18 protein-coding genes and 2 riboswitches are annotated in these 21,963 nt (G+C 37.4%); all 18 genes read right to left on the bottom strand.

Going from position 1 to position 21,963, the window contains the following annotated elements; genetic code table 11:
* Positions 1 to 44: 44 nt before the first annotated feature.
* The gene (locus tag BUA89_RS04970) at positions 45 to 800 is read right to left on the bottom strand and encodes an NADPH-dependent F420 reductase (RefSeq protein WP_072954267.1); all 756 of its coding nucleotides are present in this window, start codon (positions 798 to 800) and stop codon (positions 45 to 47) included.
* A gap of 106 nt (positions 801 to 906) precedes the next feature.
* Positions 907 to 1,833: a helix-turn-helix domain-containing protein gene (locus BUA89_RS04975; RefSeq protein WP_083531603.1), complete on the bottom strand. Its 927-nt coding sequence runs from the start codon at positions 1,831 to 1,833 to the stop codon at positions 907 to 909.
* Positions 1,834 to 2,010: 177 nt separating this feature from the next.
* Positions 2,011 to 3,630, bottom strand: a complete 1,620-nt coding sequence (locus BUA89_RS04980; RefSeq protein WP_083531604.1) for a DUF5074 domain-containing protein — start codon at positions 3,628 to 3,630, stop codon at positions 2,011 to 2,013.
* A 35-nt stretch (positions 3,631 to 3,665) separates the two neighbouring features.
* Positions 3,666 to 4,862, bottom strand: a complete 1,197-nt coding sequence (locus tag BUA89_RS04985) for a cell surface protein (RefSeq protein ID WP_083531605.1) — start codon at positions 4,860 to 4,862, stop codon at positions 3,666 to 3,668.
* A 12-nt stretch (positions 4,863 to 4,874) separates the two neighbouring features.
* On the bottom strand, positions 4,875 to 6,011 hold the full coding sequence (locus tag BUA89_RS04990; RefSeq protein WP_072953667.1) for a YncE family protein: 1,137 nt from the start codon (positions 6,009 to 6,011) through the stop codon (positions 4,875 to 4,877).
* On the bottom strand, positions 6,008 to 8,038 hold the full coding sequence (locus tag BUA89_RS04995; protein ID WP_072953669.1) for a TonB-dependent receptor plug domain-containing protein: 2,031 nt from the start codon (positions 8,036 to 8,038) through the stop codon (positions 6,008 to 6,010). Before BUA89_RS04995 ends, BUA89_RS04990 begins: the two co-directional genes overlap by 4 nt.
* Before the next feature lie 111 nt (positions 8,039 to 8,149).
* Positions 8,150 to 8,333, bottom strand: a riboswitch (cobalamin riboswitch).
* A gap of 276 nt (positions 8,334 to 8,609) precedes the next feature.
* The gene (locus tag BUA89_RS05000) at positions 8,610 to 9,554 is read right to left on the bottom strand and encodes a transporter family protein (RefSeq protein ID WP_072953671.1); all 945 of its coding nucleotides are present in this window, start codon (positions 9,552 to 9,554) and stop codon (positions 8,610 to 8,612) included.
* Positions 9,555 to 9,565: 11 nt separating this feature from the next.
* Complete coding sequence (locus tag BUA89_RS05005) at positions 9,566 to 10,612, bottom strand: cytochrome-c peroxidase (protein ID WP_083531606.1); 1,047 nt, start codon at positions 10,610 to 10,612, stop codon at positions 9,566 to 9,568.
* Positions 10,605 to 11,432 carry an MbnP family protein gene (locus BUA89_RS05010; protein ID WP_083531620.1) on the bottom strand — a complete coding sequence of 276 codons (828 nt, stop codon included), beginning with the start codon at positions 11,430 to 11,432 and terminating at the stop codon, positions 10,605 to 10,607. The genes BUA89_RS05005 and BUA89_RS05010 overlap by 8 nt, the downstream gene beginning before the upstream one ends.
* Positions 11,433 to 11,684: 252 nt before the next feature.
* Positions 11,685 to 12,053 (bottom strand): hypothetical protein, encoded by a 369-nt coding sequence (locus BUA89_RS05015; RefSeq protein ID WP_072953673.1) that lies wholly within the window; start codon positions 12,051 to 12,053, stop codon positions 11,685 to 11,687.
* A gap of 4 nt (positions 12,054 to 12,057) precedes the next feature.
* Complete coding sequence (locus tag BUA89_RS05020; RefSeq protein WP_072953675.1) at positions 12,058 to 12,732, bottom strand: superoxide dismutase; 675 nt, start codon at positions 12,730 to 12,732, stop codon at positions 12,058 to 12,060.
* Positions 12,733 to 12,848: 116 nt separating this feature from the next.
* Positions 12,849 to 13,529: an SCO family protein gene (locus tag BUA89_RS05025; RefSeq protein ID WP_178362432.1), complete on the bottom strand. Its 681-nt coding sequence runs from the start codon at positions 13,527 to 13,529 to the stop codon at positions 12,849 to 12,851.
* A complete protein-coding gene (locus BUA89_RS22690) occupies positions 13,516 to 13,791 on the bottom strand; it encodes a YHS domain-containing protein (RefSeq protein WP_083531607.1) in 276 nt (91 codons plus the stop codon). The genes BUA89_RS05025 and BUA89_RS22690 overlap by 14 nt, the downstream gene beginning before the upstream one ends.
* A 224-nt stretch (positions 13,792 to 14,015) precedes the next feature.
* A complete protein-coding gene (locus tag BUA89_RS05035; RefSeq protein ID WP_072953677.1) occupies positions 14,016 to 14,378 on the bottom strand; it encodes a hypothetical protein in 363 nt (120 codons plus the stop codon).
* A gap of 339 nt (positions 14,379 to 14,717) precedes the next feature.
* Complete coding sequence (locus BUA89_RS05040; RefSeq protein ID WP_072953678.1) at positions 14,718 to 16,670, bottom strand: heavy metal translocating P-type ATPase; 1,953 nt, start codon at positions 16,668 to 16,670, stop codon at positions 14,718 to 14,720.
* Positions 16,671 to 16,713: 43 nt separating this feature from the next.
* Positions 16,714 to 17,133 (bottom strand): Fur family transcriptional regulator, encoded by a 420-nt coding sequence (locus BUA89_RS05045; RefSeq protein WP_072953680.1) that lies wholly within the window; start codon positions 17,131 to 17,133, stop codon positions 16,714 to 16,716.
* 128 nt (positions 17,134 to 17,261) lie between these two features.
* Complete coding sequence (locus BUA89_RS05050; protein ID WP_072953682.1) at positions 17,262 to 18,755, bottom strand: RagB/SusD family nutrient uptake outer membrane protein; 1,494 nt, start codon at positions 18,753 to 18,755, stop codon at positions 17,262 to 17,264.
* Between the two features lie 16 nt (positions 18,756 to 18,771).
* Positions 18,772 to 21,681: a SusC/RagA family TonB-linked outer membrane protein gene (locus BUA89_RS05055; protein WP_072953683.1), complete on the bottom strand. Its 2,910-nt coding sequence runs from the start codon at positions 21,679 to 21,681 to the stop codon at positions 18,772 to 18,774.
* 83 nt (positions 21,682 to 21,764) lie between these two features.
* A riboswitch (SAM riboswitch) is annotated at positions 21,765 to 21,863 on the bottom strand.
* Positions 21,864 to 21,963: the final 100 nt, after the last annotated feature.

The raw sequence follows: 21,963 nt of genomic DNA on the forward strand, positions 1-21,963 counted from the left end.
CTCTATCAAAATTAAGATAGAGGATTTAAAATTCATGAAATTTTCTACCTTTTCGGATTCGTTGGAAATAATGATCGGAGTATATTCAGAACATATTCATGAGTTGGAGGTTCAGTCAGACTAATAAAAATCTCCATTGATTTGTCTCTTAAAGTTGCTGCTTGCCTTTTTATTTCATCTTTATCTGCCAAAGCCAAAGTAAGTTCTTTTGCATTTAATTCTGTACAGTAAGAAGGCATTCCGGGTTGGTGTCTCCATGATTCCGAAAGATTACCGCTATCAACAGCATCAAATCCAACCTCATCGATAAGCTGAGAAATAATTTTTTTGGCGTTTTCATCATCTCCCGAAATTGCCATTGCCACTCTATTATCTTCCGCGTTTGGTCTTCCTTCATTTTCTAAAGAATAAGCCAATAAATTATTAAAAGCTTTAACAACTGGTCTTCCCAATTGTTCTGAAACCCAAACACTTTCCAGTTGATTATCAAAAACAGGCATAATTCCATCTCTTGTAGGATAATAATTGCTTGTATCCACAACAATTACCTTATCTGAAATTCCTTCAAATAAATTCTTAGGCAAAGTGGGAATTGCGCTTGTTGGAATCGCAACGATCACAATATCAACATCTTTTGCAATATTTTGCAGACTCGAATGTCCAACACCTAATTTTTTTGCGGTTTCTGAAAGTTCATGTTCTGAGCTTTTACTTGTGACTTTAATTTCGTGCCCCGCATTTCCTAATTTTTTGGCCAGAGTACTTCCAATCGGGCCGGTTCCAATGATTCCTATTTTCATATTATTTTTAAATTTTAAACATGTAATTTTTAAAATAATCACTAGAGCAAAGTTAGATTGAAGTCAGAAAAATAAATTTTTCATGTCAAATCGAAAATTATTCAAATCAAATATTCTGAATATTGGAAAACGAATTTTTACGGAAAGATTTAGGAGTTTCTTTTGTATGTCTTTTGAAGAATGTAATGAAGTTTGAAGGATATTCGAATCCAAGTAAATATGCTATTTCAGAAATATCAAAATTACTGTGGTTTAATAATGCTTTTGCTTCGGTAAGAACTCTGGAAGCAATAATTTCGGAAGTGCTTTTGCTTGTAACTTCTTTTATCACATAATTAAGATGATTAACATGAATGGAAAGCTCATTTGCAAAATCATTTGGTGTTTTTAATTTTAAAGAATGTTCTAAAGAATCGATTGGGAACTGATTTTCAAGCATATTTAAAAATTTCGAAGTTAGTCGTATTGCAGCGGGTTTATTCGCTGATGATTTTTCTGAAATATTCTGAAATTTGTATGCTTTCTGTAAAAGTAACTGAAGATAAGTTGCAATAATATCATATCTATAATGATATTCACTATTGATTTCCAATAACATAGATTCAAAAATCCTGCGAACATCTTCTGCCTGTTCATCCGTTAATGAAAATATCGGATTCATGCTTGATGTAAACAATGCCGACTTTTGAAAGTAATCTTTATTCAATAATTTGGTTTGAAACTGATTATCAAAATAACAATAATAAGACGGAGTTTCTTCTGCTAAAGTCTGCCAAAAATAAGGAACAGTAGGATTAAAAAATATCAATACATTTCCATTGATTTCAATTAATTCATCTCTTACTTGCAATATTCCTCGACCTTTTATTAATGAAATTTTATAAAAATCGCTTCTATGCAAAGGCTGGGTTTTTTCACAGATTTCAGAACGATTAAAAACATTGAAATGGTGAACCTGAGATAATAATAAATATTCCTCAAAACACTCCGGATCATCCATCAACAGATTCTTTAATTCGTATATTTCTTGCATGTAGCAAAGTTATTCAAATAAAAGAACTGAACATTTATTTCTTAATAGATTAAAAAAGTGGAAGCCAATAGATAATTATAAATTATCAAAATATTCTAACTTGGTATTTAATATAAATAAGCCTCCACCAAAGGCAAAAGGTGGAGGCAAAACAAAATTAGGATATGCTACTAAGATCTAGTTTTTAATAACTTTCTGCTGATAGACCGCTTTTTCGGTTTTTGCTGTAAGAATATACACTCCTTTCGGAAGCATACTTACATTGATCTGCCCATTACTGAACGGAGCATTAACCAATTTGCCGGACATATCGTACACAGAAATATTTAAAACCTTCTCCTGAGTTCGAATGTTGAGAATATCAGTTACCGGATTAGGGTAAATACTGAATTCTAATTTTTTTACCTCAGCCGTTGCCAGCACCGAAGTAGAGCTTGTTATAGACAAAACCTTATCAACAACTTTACCATTTGAGTTGAAACTTACCACAATCTCAGCATTTCCATTAGAATGAGGCGTTAGCACCAATTCTTCACTGTCATTGATCACCGCAGAAACTGCATTTGTATTGCTGTTAGACTTTACCGTTTTAACAATCGCCGCTGACAAGTTATCTGTATCTGAAATTACGGTTTTTAAATCAATTGTCGTTAAACTATTTACACTAATTTGTGAAGGAAGCAAATTATTGATAACCGGAGTGGTATTATCCGGAAAAACAGCCACCGCCGGAAACCAGTAATAGTCATCTAGCTTAATGGTGTTTGTTAAATTTCCGGTGTTGTCATACGTATGAATCCAATTGTTCAGATAATGGGTTCCGTAGCCGCTTTCCGTGGTATTAACGATCAATTGGTCGGTTACAGGGTTTACTCTCAATCCTGCACCATAAGGAATCTGTTTAAAACTTCCAGTCTGTCCCGGAAGAACAGCAAAGTTTTCGTTGAATGTTTTCGTTGTTACATCAAACTTGATAATCTGAGCTCCTGAAACAAAACTATTCACAGAATTCATCCAGTACAAAGTATTGTTCAGAGTGCTTGCTGTAAAGCTTCCCGCATTCCATGCTCCCCAACTTCCCAAATATTGAGTGGTCGGAATATTGTAGGTGGTCGTAGTAAAATTAGTTGTATTGATATTTACCAATTTCTGATTCTGAATGGCCCAAACACTTCCGTCTTTTGCTTGCACTACAGAGTGAAAAGACCCCTGTATCGTAGTAATAACAGCATCCGTATTCGGATTGATCACCAAAATACCCGCAGCCTGCTTTACGGCAAAAACATGCTGGGAAGTCCTGATCATATTTCCGATCTGTCCGCCTCCCGTTCCGGAAATTAAAGCTCCGACCTGTAAGTTATCAATATCAAACGTATAAATCCCGTTAGAAGCTCCGATGTATCCTTTGTGCTCATTAACACCGATAAAAGACCTTCCGTCTCCTCCGATCGTATTAAATCCAGCAATTTTCTGCATAGTCTGTGCATTGGCAACTACTAATCTTCCTCCCGCAGTATATTGTGTATCTCCACCTTCAGCAGCCTGTTTAGAGATAAAATAAAATTTATCCCCATAAATCGTACCATATTGGGTGGTAGCCCCAAAAGCCTGATTGTTATTGGCATTGCTATAAATTCTGTAGTTGACGCTTCCATCGTTTTGGATAAAATTTACCGAACCGTTGGTGTGGCCAAACCATTCTTCATTAACCATGAAATATCCATTGGTAAAAGCAGATTGCGCCTTCGAAAGACCACACGCTAAAAGAAGTGATGTAAAAAGGTAAAACTTTTTCATTTTTGATTTAATTATAACTATTTATTATTGAATTTTTAATTAAGGTGTAAATCGTAGGCTCCTGCAACTTCCGTAGAAACCTCTCCTACCCAGCCTGCTTCCTGATTCACTCCGGTGTAGATCTTTATAAAATCGATTCCCGGAAGCTTTACATATTTTCCGCTTCTGTCCACCGCCCACGAGATATCGATGTTTGAAGCTTCATCATTGTTCGGGGCATTGTCTGCGTAGCCGTAGTCATACGATTTTCCTGTCCAATAAGATCCCGTTCCGCTCTCGTCGTAATAATTATTCGCAAGCTTAGTTCCGGTAAAACTGTAAGACGCGTCGCCGATCCATAACGGATAATAGCTTTGTGCGTGGAAAGCATTTTTTGTTTTAAACCCTGAATTTCCCAGATTATCCTGCCATTTGATATACTCAATATCAGTCTGCCAAAATTCGGCTCCGGAAACAGGAGGTTTACTTTCATTAGGCTTGAAGTAGGTAATACTGTAATCTTTTACGGTTGTATTTTTAAAATATTCGCTGCCTGCAATTTCGTACCATTCGTTGTCATCTGGCTTTCCGTTTTTATTTCTGTCGTAAGCCACCATGATAATTCCAGGCTCACAAGAACCCGAACGCGGATCAGTTGATGAATTTCCAAAAAATGCATTTCCAAGGATTTTAAAATCTTTGCCATTCATGTTCGGAATGGTATGGTCAAAACCGAAAACAATATAACCTCCATATCCACCCAGTGTAATCATTGAAGAGCTTCCGCCTACCAAAGATTCTTTTGCCTTCTGAAGCATCTGGCTGTAGGAATTCCCCGTTTCATATTCCGGCATTTCATTGGTAAACTGCCCGACTGCCGGACGGAAATCGAAAACATTGGAAATGTATTTGCTGTATGTTCCCGCTTCCTGCTTCACAATAATTTTCGACTGATACGTTTTTATATCGGCTCCCGTTCCTATTTTTAAAGTTAAAGGATACGTTTTCACCACCGGACTAATGAATTCCAGCTGGGAATCCTGAGAAATAATAGAATCATTAATGCTCCAGGTAATATTTCCAGAAACATTGGTAGGAATACTTAGTACTTTGAAACGGTCAATTGTATAAGATTCTTCCAGTCCGTTGAAGTTGGACTCGTCTCTGGCATCATCATTTTTACAGCCGATGGTTCCGATCAATACCGCTGAAAGAAGTACGGTTTTAATACTGTTCAAAAATTTTTTACTCATATTAGATTTGATTTATTTATATAAAAAAACAAAGTGCGCAGGAATGTTTCCGCCTTCTGTCTTCCATTTGAAGTGCCCGTTTTTATCAAAGCAGTAGACATATCCCGTCGAAACATAATTTCGCGCATCCGTCAGATAGATGTCTTCAGTAATCGGGTTGACAGCAATTCCATAGGGAGCTTTAATTCCATCCACATATTCCTGATCAATGATTTTATTGGAAATAATTTCTTCGGTCTTCACATCGATAATTCCAAAAGTCTTTGTGGAAGTATGGGTGTTATAATTAAATTCGTTGCCATAATAATACAGTTTGTCGTTCACAATGGTCATTCCGCTTACTGCCATATGAAAATCTTTTTTCACCACTCCGGTTGCGGCATCCACCAAAAACAAACTCGACGGAACGCTGTAATAATCTCCTCTCGAACTCACATACAAATCACCGTCGCTGTCTTTTTTAAGTCGGTGAAGATTGATGGCGACATTGATTTTTTTAGTTTCGGTAAATGAATTCAAATCAATCACAGAAACCGTTTTATCATAGTTAGGAACCATATAACCACCAGAATTCGCCACGAAAAGCTGATTGCCTACAATTTCCATTTCTTCCGGCTGATAACCTACAGTCACCTGACGTTCGACAACAAGGGAAACCGTATCAATTTCAACTACTTTTCCTTTCGGAGCATTCGGATTGATGTCTACAGGCCCGGCATAGCTACTTGCGTATACTTTTCCGTTTTTAAAGGTGATGTACCTGCAATTCTGTAACGGAATTGTCTTGATGCGTTTCGCTGTTTTCGCGTCCAGAACTTCAATTTTATTGGAAACATTTATTACGGCATACATTTTACCGCCGTAGATCTTAATATCATTTCCCACATCACCCAATTCTTTTATAACATTAGGATTGATTTCTGCATAAATATTACGGTGATAAGTCCCGGTTGTATAATCAAAGAAATCAAGCGTACACTTATTGCTGCCCATATTTCCTTCATTCAAAACATAGAAACCTTTAATGGCTGTATTTTCAGGCTGGGCAAGCCCTGTTTCCGTTTCCTCACGAGGAATGTATTCATCGGTTCTACATGAAATCAGCGAAATCAGGGTAAAAATCAGGATATAAAAGTTTAGTTTTTTCATAATGTAAAGCTTACAATAAGTTTAAAATTTCTTCCCGGCATCGGATAATTCAACACCACATCATAATACTGGTTGAAAACATTATTCACTTCAAAACTTGCCTTAAACTGATGCTCTCCCCATTTTATTTTTCGCTGCACAGACAAATCGTGCGTATACCACGGCTGGATATAATTAAACTGAATATTATTCTGCTGGCCATCATAACGTTCTCCCACATACATAAAACTGTAATTGAAACTCCAGTCTTTGTAATCTGCCATCATTACAAAATTTCCGCTGTGCCACGGCGTGTAAGGAATCTGGTCTCCAAAATAAGATTCGCCTCTGTCTGAAAAATCTCTTGCGCTCTGAAATGTATAATTGATTTGTGGCTTTAAAGTGACTTTTCCCCATTGCAGGTTTGCCTGAACATGAACATCGGTTCCGAGGATTTCCACATCACCCAGGTTCATCATCGTCCATCGGAAGAGATTTCCGGTCGGAGCCGCTATGATTTTATTTTCTACTTTATTGAAATATACATCTGCTTTAGCATAAAGAAGCTTTAAAAACCTTCCGTTAAATTGTTTTTCGTAGGTAAAACCAACGTTGTACTGATTGGTAAATTCAGGTTTCAGCATCACATTTCCGATGACCGTATAATACAAATCGTTGAAGGTCGGCATCCTGAAAATCCTTTTATAAAAGGCTCTTACCGTGAAATCTTTTTTGGTAAAAGGATTATAAGAAAGGAAAGCGGCGGGCGTCCATTCGGTTTTATCCGGTGACTTTGAATTCATTTCAACTTCCTCATGCACAAAAGTTCCTAAGATACTTCCCAGAAATTTTAATTTCCCTACTTGATATCTCGTGGCAAAAGACACCAAAGAAGTATACCGCACAGGATAAGAAAAATTATAAAGATCCGCATCCAAAGTATTGTACTGAAAATCCGCACTCGCACTTACATCCCAGTCATTGTTGATAGAATACAGATTAGAGGATGAAACAAAAAATTCTTTCTGAATATAGGTATTACGAGCCGGGTACGCCGTTTCCGTTGAAAGGGTATCCGCATAAAAAGTATAGTCATAAGCAAATTTGGCCTTCAGCTGAGTTTCAAATTTTGGGAATAATTTCTTTCTGAAACTTCCCTGAACAAAATAGTTTTCGTCTGTTAAACGCTGTCCCCTTCCGCCGAAACGGTTGTTCACAATCGCCGCCGGAATTCCTCTGTCTGAAAGGTAGCCGTAACCACGAACCGACCATTCTCCGTCTTTCATTTTACCGTGGAAAGCTGTTTCAAAGCGTTTTGATTTTATATCAGAATCAAATCTTTTAGCAATCGTATCATTGGCAATCGTACCGTCCGGATATTTCTTTTTATACCTGAATCGGTAAATCCCGTCACTCTGTAAAAATTCTGAACTGAAACTTGCCGAAATTTTATCCGAAATTTTCTGTTCCAAGCGGAAAGACGGATTAAACAAATCAATCGAACTGTTTTTGAATTTAACAACCAGATTCGTTTTTCGATTAGCTTTAAAATCGGGAACTTTAGGCTGTAAATAAATAGAGCCTGATGAACCGAAATCTGTAGCCGGCTGAAAAATTTCACTTTTCTGCCCGTTATACAGGGAGATTTCTTCCATATCATCCAGCGAGAATCTTCCCAAATCCACAATTCCGTTCTGAGCGTTTCCCATTCTGATGCCGTCATAAAAAACCCCGACATGCTGGCTTCCCATGCTTCGGATATTAATAGTTTTCAGGCCGCCGATTCCTCCGTAATCTTTAATCTGAACTCCTGCAAAATAACGCAAAGCATCGGCAACCGACTGGCTGTTCAGCCTTTCCAACTGTTCGCCAGATAAAACCTGAGCAGGCAGGATTTCTTTAAAATTCTTTTTCTGAAGATTAACAGGTAAAATCGCCTGCTCTTTTGTAGAATCTTTTTTGGTTTGTGAAAATATAAGAGAAGCCGTTAACACAAAAACTGCGAAAACAACCTTTTGAAGTTGAGATGTAAAAACTGTAGTCACCATTAGCTCATTCAGAATAATGATGACGCTGATGGATATAAGAATACACCGACAAAGCACAGCCTTAAACCGCACAAAATCAATGATGTCCTAAGCTTTATTCCACGAAAGCGTCAAACGTTAAATCTTCTGGCAGGTCTTCTGACTTACTCCGTTTTTGAAATCCTTCCCATTAAAAACAGTGGATATAAACATCAAAAACTTTGGTATGGAGCTTACAGCAGCGGGTCTGTTCCGGATTTTCACCGGATTCCCTTTTAAGCGCTTTTTATGGCTCACCAGATTGCGGCAAAGATAGAAAATAAATCACAGAATCAAAATTGAATTTAATTACATGATTTTCAATTAAATATATTTAAAAATAGAATTATTAAAATGCTTTTTTTTAACGCAAAGTTTTATTTTTTTGTTGTGTCTATTTTTAAGGAGCAAAGAATGAATCAATTAAAATTGATTTGACTAAGCGAACGTTTTTACATAGCTTCATCAAACAGCTTCGCTGTTCATCTTTGCTCCTTTAGGTAAAGTGTTTTTGAATAAAATCTTTGCGTTTAAAAACAAATAGAAAATTCAATTAAATCCCAAAATTCAAGAAAATACTGAATCTTGATTTCGCTTCAATATCTCCTCCTGCTAAATTGGAATACGTTGGAAGCATCAATTCAGTTCCCAAACTGAGTTTTTTGTAAGATGCTTCAAAACCCAACTTTCCATACAGAGCACTTCCGGCTGTGTTGGGTAAAACCTCATCGAATTGTTTGTTTCTGTCATAAAATTCACCTTGAAAACCTGCTTTTCCGGAGAAAATGATTCTATCATTTGACAAAATCTGATAAAATCCTGTTGCAGAATAATTCCACTGATTGCCGAACTGGTAATGCTTTTTGTTCTCAGTTTTAAGAGTATAATCGGTATTGAGAAGCACAGCCAGTTTATTTTTCTGGAATCTGTAATTCAAAACCGCCTGATAATCCCAACTTCCTGTTCCTAACTGAAAACTCGGATTGACACCTGAAATTCCTTTTTCATCAAATTTTCCGAGCGTAACTTTCACACCTACTCCACCGTTCAGCTCGTGCGTATTGTCTTTTGAATTGATTAATTTATAAATCCCCATCAGATTAAAATCTCCGATTCCATTGATACTGATGTCGCCCTGCAAAGTTTTCTTTTCGTGAAAATGAAATGGCAAACTTGCATAAACACCTAATTTCTGAGTCAAAGGAATTTTAGCCCAAAGCTGAATCGTATTGAAATATTGATCTTGCGTTAAATCATTGACAAATAAGTTCTCTTTCGCTTTGTAATGCTGGGCAAAATATTTAATTCCGATAAATTGGGGATTCAAAAGAGATTCGAAACCTGAAGAGCCATTTCCGGCAGCGCATCCGCAAGCATCACATTCGTTAAACAAAATTTCATCATGAAAATTATTCGGACTAAATAAACTGTCGTTGATGGTTTTTGCCTGATTCAAATTAAATAGAATCAGGCTTATGATAAAAAATAATTTCTTCATTTTAAATAAAATTATTCCGCAAACTTCGGATTGGTAATAAAATTTTTGTCTGACAAAGTTTTGAGAAACGCTATGATGAATTGCTTTTCTTGAGCATTCATTGTAATTCCGATATGGTTGTTCTGTTTCAGTTGCGGGTCGAGATTAGGATTGTCTTCTACACTATCCGAATAGAAATTGAGCACCGCTTCCAATGTGTAAAATCTTCCGTCGTGCATATAAGGTGCGGTGTATTCTACATTTCTTAAACTCGGAACCCGAAATTTCATCCAATCTTTTTGCTCCAGTGTTACCCGATGCCTTCCTGCATCTTTAAACTGCGGATTGTAATACATTCCCGTATTTCTGAAACTTTGGTCGGTAAACAATGCTCCGCTGTGGCACGAAGCACATTTCTGCTGAAACAAAGCCATTCCCTGAGATTCTTCAGAACTTAGATTTTCTTTTCCCTGTTTGAAACGGTCGTATTTTGAATCTGCTGAAATCAAAGTTGCCATAAACTGTGACAGTGCTTTCAACACTCTTTCTCCGGTAATATTTTCATCGCCGTAAGCTTGTTTAAATAACCTTTTATATAAGTCATCTTTGCTGAGTTTTGTAATGACTTCAGGCATTGAACTGTCCATTTCATTCGCATCTGTAATCGGAATAATCGGCTGTTCATTTAAATTATGAATTACTCCGTCCCACATATACCGTTTCAGGAAAATTATATTCTGAATGGGTGGAGCATTCCTGATTCCCAATCGGTCATCGATTCCGTGGCTTACATTGTGACCATGATGGGTAAATGCATTTTCCTGAATATGGCAGAAGCCGCATGAAATCGTATTATTTCTTGAAAGTCTTCCGTCATAAAATAATTTTCTACCGAGCTCCACCCCATTTTTTGTGATGGGATTTTCTGATTTGTCGAAAGTCATTTCCGGAAAATAAAGCGGAAACTGAAGATTAACTGCTTCGTCTTTTTCCAAAGGCTGAATAATTTCTTCAGAACATGAAATGAAACCCAGAAAAGAAACAATAAGAATTCCTGTTTTAACAATCTGCTTAATCATTGTGAACGTGGTCTACTTTAAACATTTTTATCAGATTATTTGTCACATTGACCAAATGTTGATTGGAGCCCATCGCCATATCATTTGCTGTGGAAAGACTTATTGCTGTTTCTCCGCTTAAATATTGGTTTAAATCGGCAAGAATATGAATCGATGGTTTTATCGTTCCCGAAACTCTTGCGGTTGTCGGAAGATCTAAAGTTACTTCACGATACAAATCCGGGGTATTGTTTGCGGTTACATTTCCCATGTTTCCGGTGTGGTTCATGAATTCTGTGTTGGCAGAACCTGTTCCGTATTTTCCTTCGAGTTTTACGAAAATATATCCTGCAGCCCAAGACCAGGTGAGACTTTCTTTTTTAGCTTTTTCCCAGAATTCTGCCTGTCCGTTCTGTCCGAGCAGATAAGCGTTCTGACTGATTCCTAATCCGAATTTTATCTTTTTATAATTGTTTTTCGGAACCTCATCTAAATCTACGTAGACAATTCCCGCAACGGCGTTTTCCTGATTGATGATGAAAGCGCCTTTGTCGGGATTATTTTCATGGTATTTGAACTCGTTTCCGCTTTCGTCGATTAAGCTGATGTTGCTGATGACGTATTTTAAGGTTGAAAACTGATGTTTCTGTCCGCTCGACGAAGTTTGTGTGGTTTGGTTGAGTACAATATTTCCGAGATTGTTGAATCCGTTTTCAAATTTGAGCTGAAGTTTTCCTTTGGTTTCTGATGATGAATCGTTGTCATCATTGTTTCTACATGATGTAACAGTGAAAAAAGTAAAGGCAATAAAGAAAAATGATAAAAATTTATAAATTTTCATTTTTGATTTTTTAAGTTGAAATTTTTTAATAGAAATGATTATTGAATGATGCAACATTCAGTTTTTTAAACTGCAAAAGTTCGCACAACCTAAAGCCCACTTTGTCATTCCGTAGGAATCTAAGCGGAGTTTTTAAAATTATTACGTGAAAATCCTTGCTGAGATTCCTACGGAATGACAACTACACGTTTAATTTCTAAAAATTTAACTATGAAAACTCTTGCAGTAAAACAAGATTTGAAAAATATTAACTTAAAAAACCGGTGGTCTGAAAATGTGTTTTAAAAACAGAAACGAGTAGCCTGTTTTGTAAAGAAAACTGCAGTGGGAAAAGAGTGACTTTTCTGTGGTTTTGACTGCGGTGATTTCGGGAAGAATGTAAATATCAAGTAATTTCTGTCCCGAATTTTTTGTTTTGTGTAGAGGTGAAGAATCTGTATCAGTTGTTTTGGATAATTCTTTGGCCAAATAACATTTTCCGTTACAGTGGAGCGTCACATTTTTCCTATTGACGCAGAGTTCTTTGCTGATGTACTGATAATTTACAGCATACTCCACCAATGGAATCAGAGGCCTGAAAACCGTAAAAAAGGTGAGAAATATGCTGCAAATTAGGTTCAAAAGATTATTTTTTGCTTAATGCTTCGTCGTATCTTCTACTGATTTCTTTCCAGTTGGTTACATTCCAGATTGCAGTCAGATAATCAGCTCTTTTGTTCTGATATTTCAGGTAGTAAGCGTGCTCCCAAACGTCTATTCCGAAGATGGGTGTACCTTTTTCTTCCACAACATCCATCAAAGGATTGTCTTGATTGGGTGTTGAAGAAACGAATAATTTCCCGTTTTTATCTACAGAAAGCCAAGCCCATCCCGAACCGAAACGGTCTGCTCCCGCTTTTGCCATTTTCTCTTTAAAAGCTTCCATGCTTCCGAAAGTATCGTTGATGGCTTTTGCTAATTTTGCAGAGGGCTGCGTGTTTTTTTCCGGTGTTAAAACTGTCCAGAATAATTCGTGATTGTAGTGACCACCTGCATTATTTCTTACCGCCATCGGTAAAGTTCCCGCTTTTGAAAGAATCTGAAACAACGTCTGCTTTTCTTGGGGAGTTCCTGCAATGGCTTTATTAAAATTGGCAACATAAGCTGCTGCGTGTTTTGAATAGTGAATTTCCATAGTCTGCGCATCTATATTTCCCTCCAATGCATTGTAAGCGTACGGCAAAGGCGTCTGCTTGAACTGTGCCAACGCAAACTGCGCCGCGAAAACCGCACTTAGTGCAGCGATTTTAAAAATCTTCATAACTTTTTGTTTATATGGTTGAACATTTGTCTGTTTTGCTGGAAGATGGGTGTTGGATGATGGAAGTTTTTATAGCCTGTTATTGACTTCCCTCATCCAGCTTCAGGCTTCCTGCCTTATTTCAATAATTTTTTTATATCCTCGATCAAGATTTCTCTGTCAGGATGGTACTTCCCGTTTAATTTGGGCATTGTTCCTTCTTTTTCTTCATAATTCAATCCTGAATAGTACAGAATCGGCATATTTTCTTTGTTGTAGCGGCAACGGATATTTCCTTCCTGGTCGACAAGCGCAATCATTCCGCTATGATTGAGATTTTCGCTTTCGTCTTCTTTATCTCCTACATAAATATCGAATTGATCAGCCAAATTTCCAATGTAATCCCGGTTTCCTGTCAGAAAATGCCAGTTCGCAGATTTTGCTCCAATCTTTTTGGCATGTTGCTTTAATAATTCAGGAGTATCATTTTCCGGGTCGATGCTGATGGATATAATTCCGAAATCAGGACTGTTGATTTCATCCTCAATATGTCTCATATTGGTATTCATCACCGGACAAATCGTAGGACATTTGCTGAAGAAAAATTCGACTAAATAGACTTTTCCAAGCATATCTTTATTGGTAATTTTTTTATTGTTCTGATCCGTCAGTTCAAAATCCGGAACTTTCATTACCGTGTAAAGATTGTTCTTAAAATAGCTCATCCCTATCCCGATTCCCACAAACAACAAAGCAATCACTGCAATCGGAATAATGATTTTGCTTTTCGTATTGTTCTGCTTTTTATTTTTGGGCATACTTCTCAGGATTTTTCTTGAATTCGTCTTTACAGTAAGCACTGCAAAAACCGTACGTTTTTCCTTTATACACCGCTGTATCTTTCATATCGGATTCCGTTGGCATGTTGCATATCGGGTCTAAGGAATTGGCAAACTTTACTTTTTGAGCGGTTGTTTTTATAGGAGTATTTTTCTTTCTATGCTTTACTTTCGGGGTTTCCTGCGCACAGGCTAATAATGAAACAGACAAAAATGCCGTTAATAAAATCTTTGATTTCATTTTATTTTTAAATTGAAATTAATAATCGTATTGAATTAAATAATTGGTTTTTAAACTAAATTTAATGTTGGATTGCTGAAATTTGAACCATTAAGATATTTAAGTGGTTATGATCATTTAAGGAAATCTGATCGATTTTTAAGCAGACTGCATAGAATTTATCGTATTTATAAGAATTTAAATTGATAGATAAATCTAAACGAAGAATTTAGTTTAAATAAAGTTTATGCTAATGGAGGGTGGAATATTCGGGAGAAATATTCTGAAGTGTGAAAATCAATATAATCCGAATTGGGATTTTTTAATTGAATATTTGATTGAGAAAATTCTGAGAAAGAGAGAATTTCGTGAGACAGAAATACATCCAGACCCACAAGTTTTACATTCTGACCATTGTTGGATTGCTTTTCTGTTTTTGCCAGTTCTTTTCCGACATAACATTTTCCTTTACAGTTGGAATCTGCGACATTTCTGTTTTCACAAAGATTTTTTACGATATAATCATAATTAATCACATAGTTTAACATCGGCAAAACAGGACGAATGGCGATGGTAAAAACAATGAAAAAGGATATGAAAAATTTCAAGTATCAAATCTTTAGCACAAATATAGTGTAGAAAATTGAGTTGAGCTGTAATTTATGATGAAAGTCAGGAAAGATGGGAGAAGTTGGAAGCGGAGAGTTAAGAGATGGACGTTTTTTGTCTCCCACAGATGGCACGGATTTGCACAGATGTTTGCGTTGATTATTTTAAAATCTGCGTAATTAGCAAAATCTGCGAGAGATAAGATAAGTTTTGGCTAAAGCCAATTGAAATTATCTTCTTTTTAGGTGGGCTAAAGCCCACCCCTATTGAATAATAGCACCAATTCGATATTTGTAACTCGCTCGTAAACTTCCAGCACCCAGCTTCCATCATTCCGCCTAATGAAACTTCATTCTCTGAATTCTCACTGCATTTAAAATCGCCAACAAAGCGACACCAACGTCTGCAAAAACCGCTTCCCACATCGTTGCCAAACCTCCGGCTCCGAGGGCGAGAACAATACCTTTTACCGCAAATGCCAAAATAATATTCTGCCAAACGATTTTCTTTGTTTGTTTTCCGATGTTGATTGCCATGGGAATTTTTATGGGTTTATCATCCTGAATCACAATATCTGCTGTTTCAATGGTGGCATCACTTCCCAATCCGCCCATCGCAATTCCGACATCGCTGAGCGCAACAACAGGAGCGTCATTGATTCCGTCGCCAACAAAAGCAACCGACTGATTTTTTGATTTCAGTTCTTTCACTTTATTGACTTTATCTTCGGGTAGCAAATCGCCGTAAGCATTTTCGATTCCTAATTTTTGGGCAACAAAGTCTACCACTGAAGTTTTATCACCGCTCAACATTGTTGTTTTCACATTGAGGGATTTCAATTTATCGACGGTTCTCTGTGCATCGCCTTTAATGGAATCTGCAATCGTAAGGTAACCGACAAACTTTTTATCATAAGAAACGGCGATTAAGGTATACACAATATTTTCAGCGTTTACATCATACGAAATATTGAACTGTTTCATTAGTTTTAGATTTCCAACCAGCAATTCCTTTCCGTTGATTTCAGCTTTCAGACCTTGCCCGGCAATTTCTTCCACATTTTCCAAGTGAATAGAATGATCGATTTCGCCAACAAAATCATGAATGGCTGTTGCAATCGGATGCGTGGTTTTACTTTCCAGAACATTCACCCATTTTAAAATTTCATCTTTATTAAAATCATCATTAAAATGAACTTCCTGAACTTTAAAAACGCCTTCCGTCATCGTTCCGGTTTTATCCATCACAACGTTTTGTATGTTAGCAAGTATGTCTAAAAAGTTGCTTCCTTTAATTAAAATTCCGTTGCGGCTTCCTGCTCCGATTCCTCCAAAGTAACCGAGCGGAATAGAAATAACCAATGCACACGGACAGGAAATCACCAGGAAAACCAAAGCCCGGTACAGCCAACTTTTAAACTGATATTCTTCAACGAAAAAATACGGTAAGAAGGTTATTCCAATAGCCAGAAAAACAACGATTGGGGTATAGATTTTCGCAAATTTTCTGATGAAAAGTTCTGTAGGTGCTTTTTGAGCCGTTGCGTTCTGAACAAGTTCTAATATTTTACTCAGCTTACTGTCTTTATACGCCGCCGTTACTTTTACCTGACTCACTGAATTAAGATTGATCATTCCTGCTAAAACGGTTTCACCTTTTGTTTTTGTGTCGGGATTACTTTCTCCTGTCAACGCCGATGTATTGAATGAAGCTTTTTCGGATAATAGTTCGCCATCCAATCCTAATTTCTCACCAGATTTCAACTGAATAATTTCTCCGACATTGACTGATTTTGCTTTTACGACTTTCGGTTGTCCGTTTTCCAAAACTGTTACCTCATCGGGACGCTGATCTAAAAGAGTTTTGATATTGGTTTTTGCTTTGGTCACTGCCATTGCCTGAAAAACTTCCCCCACAGAATAAAACAACATTACCGCAACTCCTTCCGGATATTCGCCGATGGCAAAAGCTCCGATTGTTGCGATTCCCATCAGAAAAAACTCAGAGAAAACATCGCCATTTTTAATACTTTCAAAAGCCTCTTTTAAAACGGGAAAACCAACCGGAATGTAAGCTATTAAATAAAAGACAAGGCGAATCCAGCCTATAAACCAAGTGTTTTGTATGAAATTATCGAGACTAATTCCAATCAGCAATAAGACAAAAGAAACGATTGCCGGAAGAAACATCCGGAAAACAGACTGATTTTCCACATCATGAGAATGCTCATGGTCGTGACCTTCGTGATGATTATGTTCTTTTTTGGTTTTTGTACTGCAACATTCTTCCATAACTTAAATTTTTATCAAAATTAGGCCAAACGAGAATGCAACACTATTGCAAACTTTCGAGACAGCTTTCACAGATTCCTTTAGCGAAAAGCCGTATTTCATCAATCCTAAAATTGGTCTGCAAATTTTCGGGAAAGGAAATATCTTCTTTACAGGTGGTTTGTTTACAGATTTTACAGTAGAAATGAAGATGCCAGTCTTTGTGGGTACTTTCGTCGCAACCATCGTCGCAAAGTTTATATTTCGTTGTCGTATTTTCCTGAATGCTGTGAACAATTCCTTTTTCTTCGAAAGTTTTTAAGGTTCGGTAAATGGTTGTCCGATCTGCATTTTCAAAATGATTTTCAATTTCAGACAAAGAAAGAGCTGCTTCCTGAGAACTTAAAAGATCGTAGACCAAAATCCTCATGCTTGTGGGTTTGGTGTTTTTGTCGATGAGCTTGTTTTCGATGTCTGTTTTCATCAGGAGATTTTTAAATATTACTATCTCAAATTTAGCTTTTTTAAATGTTTTTCAGTCTGATTAATCTCAATAAAGCAAAAAAGCCGCTACAATAAATGCAACGACTTTCTTGAAAAATTAAAACTAAACTATAAATTCGGATTATTCTCAATCTCTTTCTGCGGAATTGAGAACAAATAATATCTGCTGTTCGGAACAAAAGCCGATTGGTCAGGAAAAGCAAAGATGGTGTGGCCTCTTCCGTTCACGGTTTTCACCGTTCCGTCGGGAATAGTAACCTGTACCTGGATCGCTTGTCCGCTTGCGTCTGTATAAGGTTTTCTTACGACAGTTCCCTGCGTTCTGATGATGTCGGATAACGAAAATCCTTCACCGAACAATTCTTTTCTTCTTTCAATTAAAACTTCTTTAATCACCTCATTCTGTGCTAAAGAACCGCTGTAAACATTTGCATTTCTTGCGGATTTCAACTGATTTAAAACCGTAACCGCATTCGAAACATTTCCATTTCTGGCTTCGGCTTCAGCTTCAATTAAATACATTTCGGCAGCTCTCATGTAAACGATATCGGCAATTAAATTGGCTTTAAATTTAAACTTGGCATATCTCAGCAAACCTTCTCTTCCCGGAAGTCCGTCCCATGAAAACAAAGAATAACGGATATCATTGGTATCAAACAAATCTTTAAAATAAGGATCTGCCATGAAGCTGTAATAATAGCTTCCCGACGAAGAAACGTCTAAAAAATGGAACGCATAACTTTCACCCGACTGCTCCTGTGTTTGTCCGTGGCCCCAAATCCATTCTCCGTTGCTGATGTCGTTGAAACCTTCTTTGTATTTTTCCGGAGCCATTAAAGCGTAACCGTTTCTTGCAATTTTTGCAGACGCAGCAGCATTCGCCCAATCCCCTGTGTTTAAATACACTCTCGCCAACAAACCGTTCACGACCGACCTGTCGATTTTATCTTTATTATTTCTTGAATAATTCTGAAGCAATTGATCGGCATCTGTTAAATCACTTTTAATTAAAGTATACATTTCTTCAAGACTTGCCCTTTTCTTCCCTAGCGAATTGGTTGTAGTAGGCTCTGTATAAATCGGAGCCGTTAAAGCATTTTTATCTTTCAAATAGCTGAACTGATAAAAGCTTGCCAGATTTAAATAACAAAAAGCTCTCAACGCTTTTGCCTGACCTTTGACCTGATTTTTCTTCTCCTGACTTCCTTCTGCAGCATCAATTCTCGCAATAACATTGTTCATATTATTAATCGTAGAATACAGCAAACTCCAGATAAAAAGCGGTCTGCTTCCCGCATTATTGACCAAATCTGTGAATGCATAAGCCGCCGGAAACCCATATTTGTTGGTTAAAACTGCCACATCACTTCCCATCGCATCACTCGTTCTCAGTACCGTTGAGTAACCGATATTGGCATACGTGGTTCCGTCATCATTAAACTTCGCCCAAGTCCCGTTTATGACTGTTTCTGCACTTTCTGTCGTTTTGAAAACTTCCTCTTCACTCGCCTGGTTGGTAGGAGCCGTTTCCAAATCGTTTTCACAGCTTACGAATGTGAGTGCTGTGATTAAAGCAAAAGATAAATATTTTAATTTTTTCATTGTTTTTATTTAAATGTTAAAGCGTTGCCTGTAAACCGAAAGTGATGGTTCTCATCGCAGGATAACGGTAATACGTTGTTCCGTCTAAGGTCTGTTCAGGGTCCATTCCTTTGTGCTTGTAGAATGTTAGAAGGTTTTCTCCCTGAACATACAATCTGAATTTCTTCACGCCCCATCTTTCAAAATATTCGGTTGGAAGCGTGTAGCCTAAACTCATATTTTTCACTCTCGCATACGTTCCGGAATATAAAAACCTTGATGATGCTGAAGTCCAGTTATTGGTCGTTGTACTCAAAGCAGGAACGTCTGTGTAAGGATTTTCAGGCGTCCATCGGTTCAGCATTTCTGAACTCCATGCTCTTCCGGCTGCACTTCCGTTATGCATAATCATCGTGTAATCGGTATCTAAAATTTTTCCGCCGATACTGAATGTTACCAGTGTTGAAAAGTCGAAATTTTTATACGCTAAACTTGTCGTTAATCCTCCCAGAACTTTCGGAAGTGACGAACCTTGCAACGTTTTTGTGGCTTTTGCATATTCCGAAGTCGTTCCTTCTACCGTATTTCCGTTGGCATCGGTTGTAATTGTTTTCCAAAGCGGATTTCCGTTGTTTGGGTCTACTCCTGCCCATTCAGGAATGAAGAAATCATAGATAGATCCTCCGACTTGCAATAATTTTGTTCCGCTTACGATGGAACCTTTTGGAAGTTTGGTAATTTTGTTATTTAATGTGCTTAAATTCAAATCAACATTCCATTCAAAATCTTTCGTTTTAATTGGTGTTGTGAATAATGAAAACTCAAAACCTGTGTTTTTCAGCTCACCAATATTTGCCTGAAATCCGCTGAAACCCAATGAAGGAGCCAAAGGCATATCAAACAGCAGATCCTGGCTTTTTCTTTGGAAATATTCTACGTTACCTTTAATTCTGTTGTTTAAAATTGCAAATTCCAATCCTACATTTAGATTTAAATTCGTTTCCCATTTCAAGTCGGGTGTTGGTAATTTACTTGCAACCGTTCCGCCTTCACCCAAATTGTTGTAAAAAGCATACAGACTCTGGTAAGCATAATACGTGCTCAACTTGTCATTTCCCTGCCCCCCGTAACTTGCACGAAGCGTTAACTGATTAAAGAAATTCAGTTTTCTGATAAAATCTTCGTTGGAAGCTTTCCAGGAGCCACCAACTGACCAAAACGTTCCCCATCGATTCTCCGGAGAAAATCTGGAAGAACCGTCTGCTCTCACCGATCCTGAAACGAAATATTTATTCTGATAATCATATTCCGCTTTTCCCAAAAAGCTCAGCAAACCTAATTTATCACTGTTCCCGCTGAAACTTCCTAACAAAGCTGCAGCATCCGGCTCATAGTAATAAGGCAGTGAAAACTGGCTTCTGTTCCCGGAAATTGTCTGATATTCGTAATGATAAAATTCCTGACCACCCAAAACATTGAGGTGATGTTGCCCGAATTTTTTATCGTAGGTTAAAATATTACTCGTTGTATAAGAAAGCGTTCTCGAATTGGTTTTTGTGACAGAACCGCCGATTTCAGAGCCTTCGCCCAATAAAGGATTGGTATAATAATGACCATTATAATTCAGCAAGTCAACCGAAAAATTAGTTCTGAATTTTAATTCCGGTAAAAAAATAAATTCTGCAAAACCTTTTCCTGAGAAGTTGTCTTCACGGTTTTCGTTCTTGTCTAAAGGTAGAGTCGCTGCTGCATTTTGATTCTGCAAAGCACTTGTCGGGCGGTATTTTCCGAAATCATAGATATAATTTCCGCCTGCATCCAATTTGTAGCTTCCATCCGCATTTCTTTCATAATAAGGATAGAAAGACGGTATCACTCTCGCCGCATTGATGATATTATCCGTTCTGGAATCTGATGAAGGCGGCGCTTCCTGAAGACTGTTGGTGTAGGCTAAATTTGCTCCGACATTCAACCATTTTTTGACTTCAGAATTGATTTTCAATCTTGAACTATATTTCCTGAAGCCGGAACCTATCGCAATTCCTTTATCATCCAAATATCCCAAAGAGAAAAAATAATTGCTTTTTTCATTTCCACCGCTAAAATCAAGATCCACCTGATTTCGGGAAGCAACACGCTGTAATATATCCCTCCAGTCGTCGTTCCACAAAGGAGTGGCTCCGGACAAAAGTTTGCCATCTGTACCCACCGGTTTCGGAAATTTTGAACCGTAAGGATTGATGCCTAAGGCATTAACCAAATTGTCGGTTGCCATTTGCGCAGCCTGCTGAGAAGAAACCTGGCTCGATTTATACCCGTTCCTTAAGGCTTCCCAATACAATTGGAAATACTGATCTGTGCTTACCTGCTCATAATCCTTTACCGCTCGGCTCGAGAAACCCTGGCTTATATTAAAGTTAACTCTTGCTTCGCCTTTTTTACCGGATTTTGTGGTAACAATGATCACCCCGTTTGCTCCTCTGGAACCGTATAGCGAACTCGCCGTAGCATCCTTCAAAACACTGATTGACTCAATATCATTGGGGCTTATAGAGTTGATATTTCCGTCAAAAGGCATTCCGTCGACTACGAATAATGGGTTGCTTGATGCACTTACAGAACCGATCCCTCGGATTCTGATGGAAGCTGTAGAACCCGGCTGTCCCGAAGAACTTACTGCCTGAAGACCAGGAACCTGTCCTTCCAAAGCTTTTGTGATATTTGTAACGGGTCTGTTGTTGATTTTTTCGCTAGAAATCGTTGCTACAGAACCTGTATAACTTGTTTTCTTAGCTTTTCCGTAAGCCACTACCACCACTTCATCAATCTCTTTTTCCCTAAGAGTGTCTTTTTTAGTTTCCTGTCCGTTGACATTCGCAATTCCGAAGAAAAATGCGGCAACAGGCGGAATCCAAATTTTAGAATTAATTAAATTTTTGCTAATCATAATCCATTTTATTTACTGCTAATTAAATTTTAGCCTTTTATAAAAAAGACAGCAAACAGCATCAATAATCATGATTAACACTTTGCTCATCTTTCCTTTTTCAAGGCTGAATGTAACACCTTACTTAATGCAGGTTGTTAAGATTTCATCGGGTCAGTTCCCTCCATCTTTCTTTATAAGCCGTTGCAAATCTAAAAACAAAAAGTCTACAAAACAAGTAGACTTTAAAAATTTAAATATAATTTTTATAAAAATTAACGTAATTTTATTTTAAAAACATCA

It is taken from the genome of Chryseobacterium arachidis (assembly GCF_900129245.1).
Lineage (GTDB): Bacteria > Bacteroidota > Bacteroidia > Flavobacteriales > Weeksellaceae > Chryseobacterium > Chryseobacterium arachidis.

What these genes read in the sequence shown, in the direction of transcription:
- BUA89_RS04970 (WP_072954267.1), bottom strand. Translation starts at nt 800, where the DNA reads ATGAAAATAGGAATCATTGGAACCGGCCCGATTGGAAGTACTCTGGCC.
- BUA89_RS04975 (WP_083531603.1), bottom strand. Translation starts at nt 1,833, where the DNA reads ATGCAAGAAATATACGAATTAAAGAATCTGTTGATGGATGATCCGGAG.
- BUA89_RS04980 (WP_083531604.1), bottom strand. Translation starts at nt 3,630, where the DNA reads ATGAAAAAGTTTTACCTTTTTACATCACTTCTTTTAGCGTGTGGTCTT.
- BUA89_RS04985 (WP_083531605.1), bottom strand. Translation starts at nt 4,862, where the DNA reads ATGAGTAAAAAATTTTTGAACAGTATTAAAACCGTACTTCTTTCAGCG.
- BUA89_RS04990 (WP_072953667.1), bottom strand. Translation starts at nt 6,011, where the DNA reads ATGAAAAAACTAAACTTTTATATCCTGATTTTTACCCTGATTTCGCTG.
- BUA89_RS04995 (WP_072953669.1), bottom strand. Translation starts at nt 8,038, where the DNA reads ATGGTGACTACAGTTTTTACATCTCAACTTCAAAAGGTTGTTTTCGCA.
- BUA89_RS05000 (WP_072953671.1), bottom strand. Translation starts at nt 9,554, where the DNA reads ATGAAGAAATTATTTTTTATCATAAGCCTGATTCTATTTAATTTGAAT.
- BUA89_RS05005 (WP_083531606.1), bottom strand. Translation starts at nt 10,612, where the DNA reads ATGATTAAGCAGATTGTTAAAACAGGAATTCTTATTGTTTCTTTTCTG.
- BUA89_RS05010 (WP_083531620.1), bottom strand. Translation starts at nt 11,432, where the DNA reads ATGAAAATTTATAAATTTTTATCATTTTTCTTTATTGCCTTTACTTTT.
- BUA89_RS05020 (WP_072953675.1), bottom strand. Translation starts at nt 12,732, where the DNA reads ATGAAGATTTTTAAAATCGCTGCACTAAGTGCGGTTTTCGCGGCGCAG.
- BUA89_RS05025 (WP_178362432.1), bottom strand. Translation starts at nt 13,529, where the DNA reads ATGCCCAAAAATAAAAAGCAGAACAATACGAAAAGCAAAATCATTATT.
- BUA89_RS22690 (WP_083531607.1), bottom strand. Translation starts at nt 13,791, where the DNA reads ATGAAATCAAAGATTTTATTAACGGCATTTTTGTCTGTTTCATTATTA.
- BUA89_RS05040 (WP_072953678.1), bottom strand. Translation starts at nt 16,670, where the DNA reads ATGGAAGAATGTTGCAGTACAAAAACCAAAAAAGAACATAATCATCAC.
- BUA89_RS05045 (WP_072953680.1), bottom strand. Translation starts at nt 17,133, where the DNA reads ATGAAAACAGACATCGAAAACAAGCTCATCGACAAAAACACCAAACCC.
- BUA89_RS05050 (WP_072953682.1), bottom strand. Translation starts at nt 18,755, where the DNA reads ATGAAAAAATTAAAATATTTATCTTTTGCTTTAATCACAGCACTCACA.
- BUA89_RS05055 (WP_072953683.1), bottom strand. Translation starts at nt 21,681, where the DNA reads ATGATTAGCAAAAATTTAATTAATTCTAAAATTTGGATTCCGCCTGTT.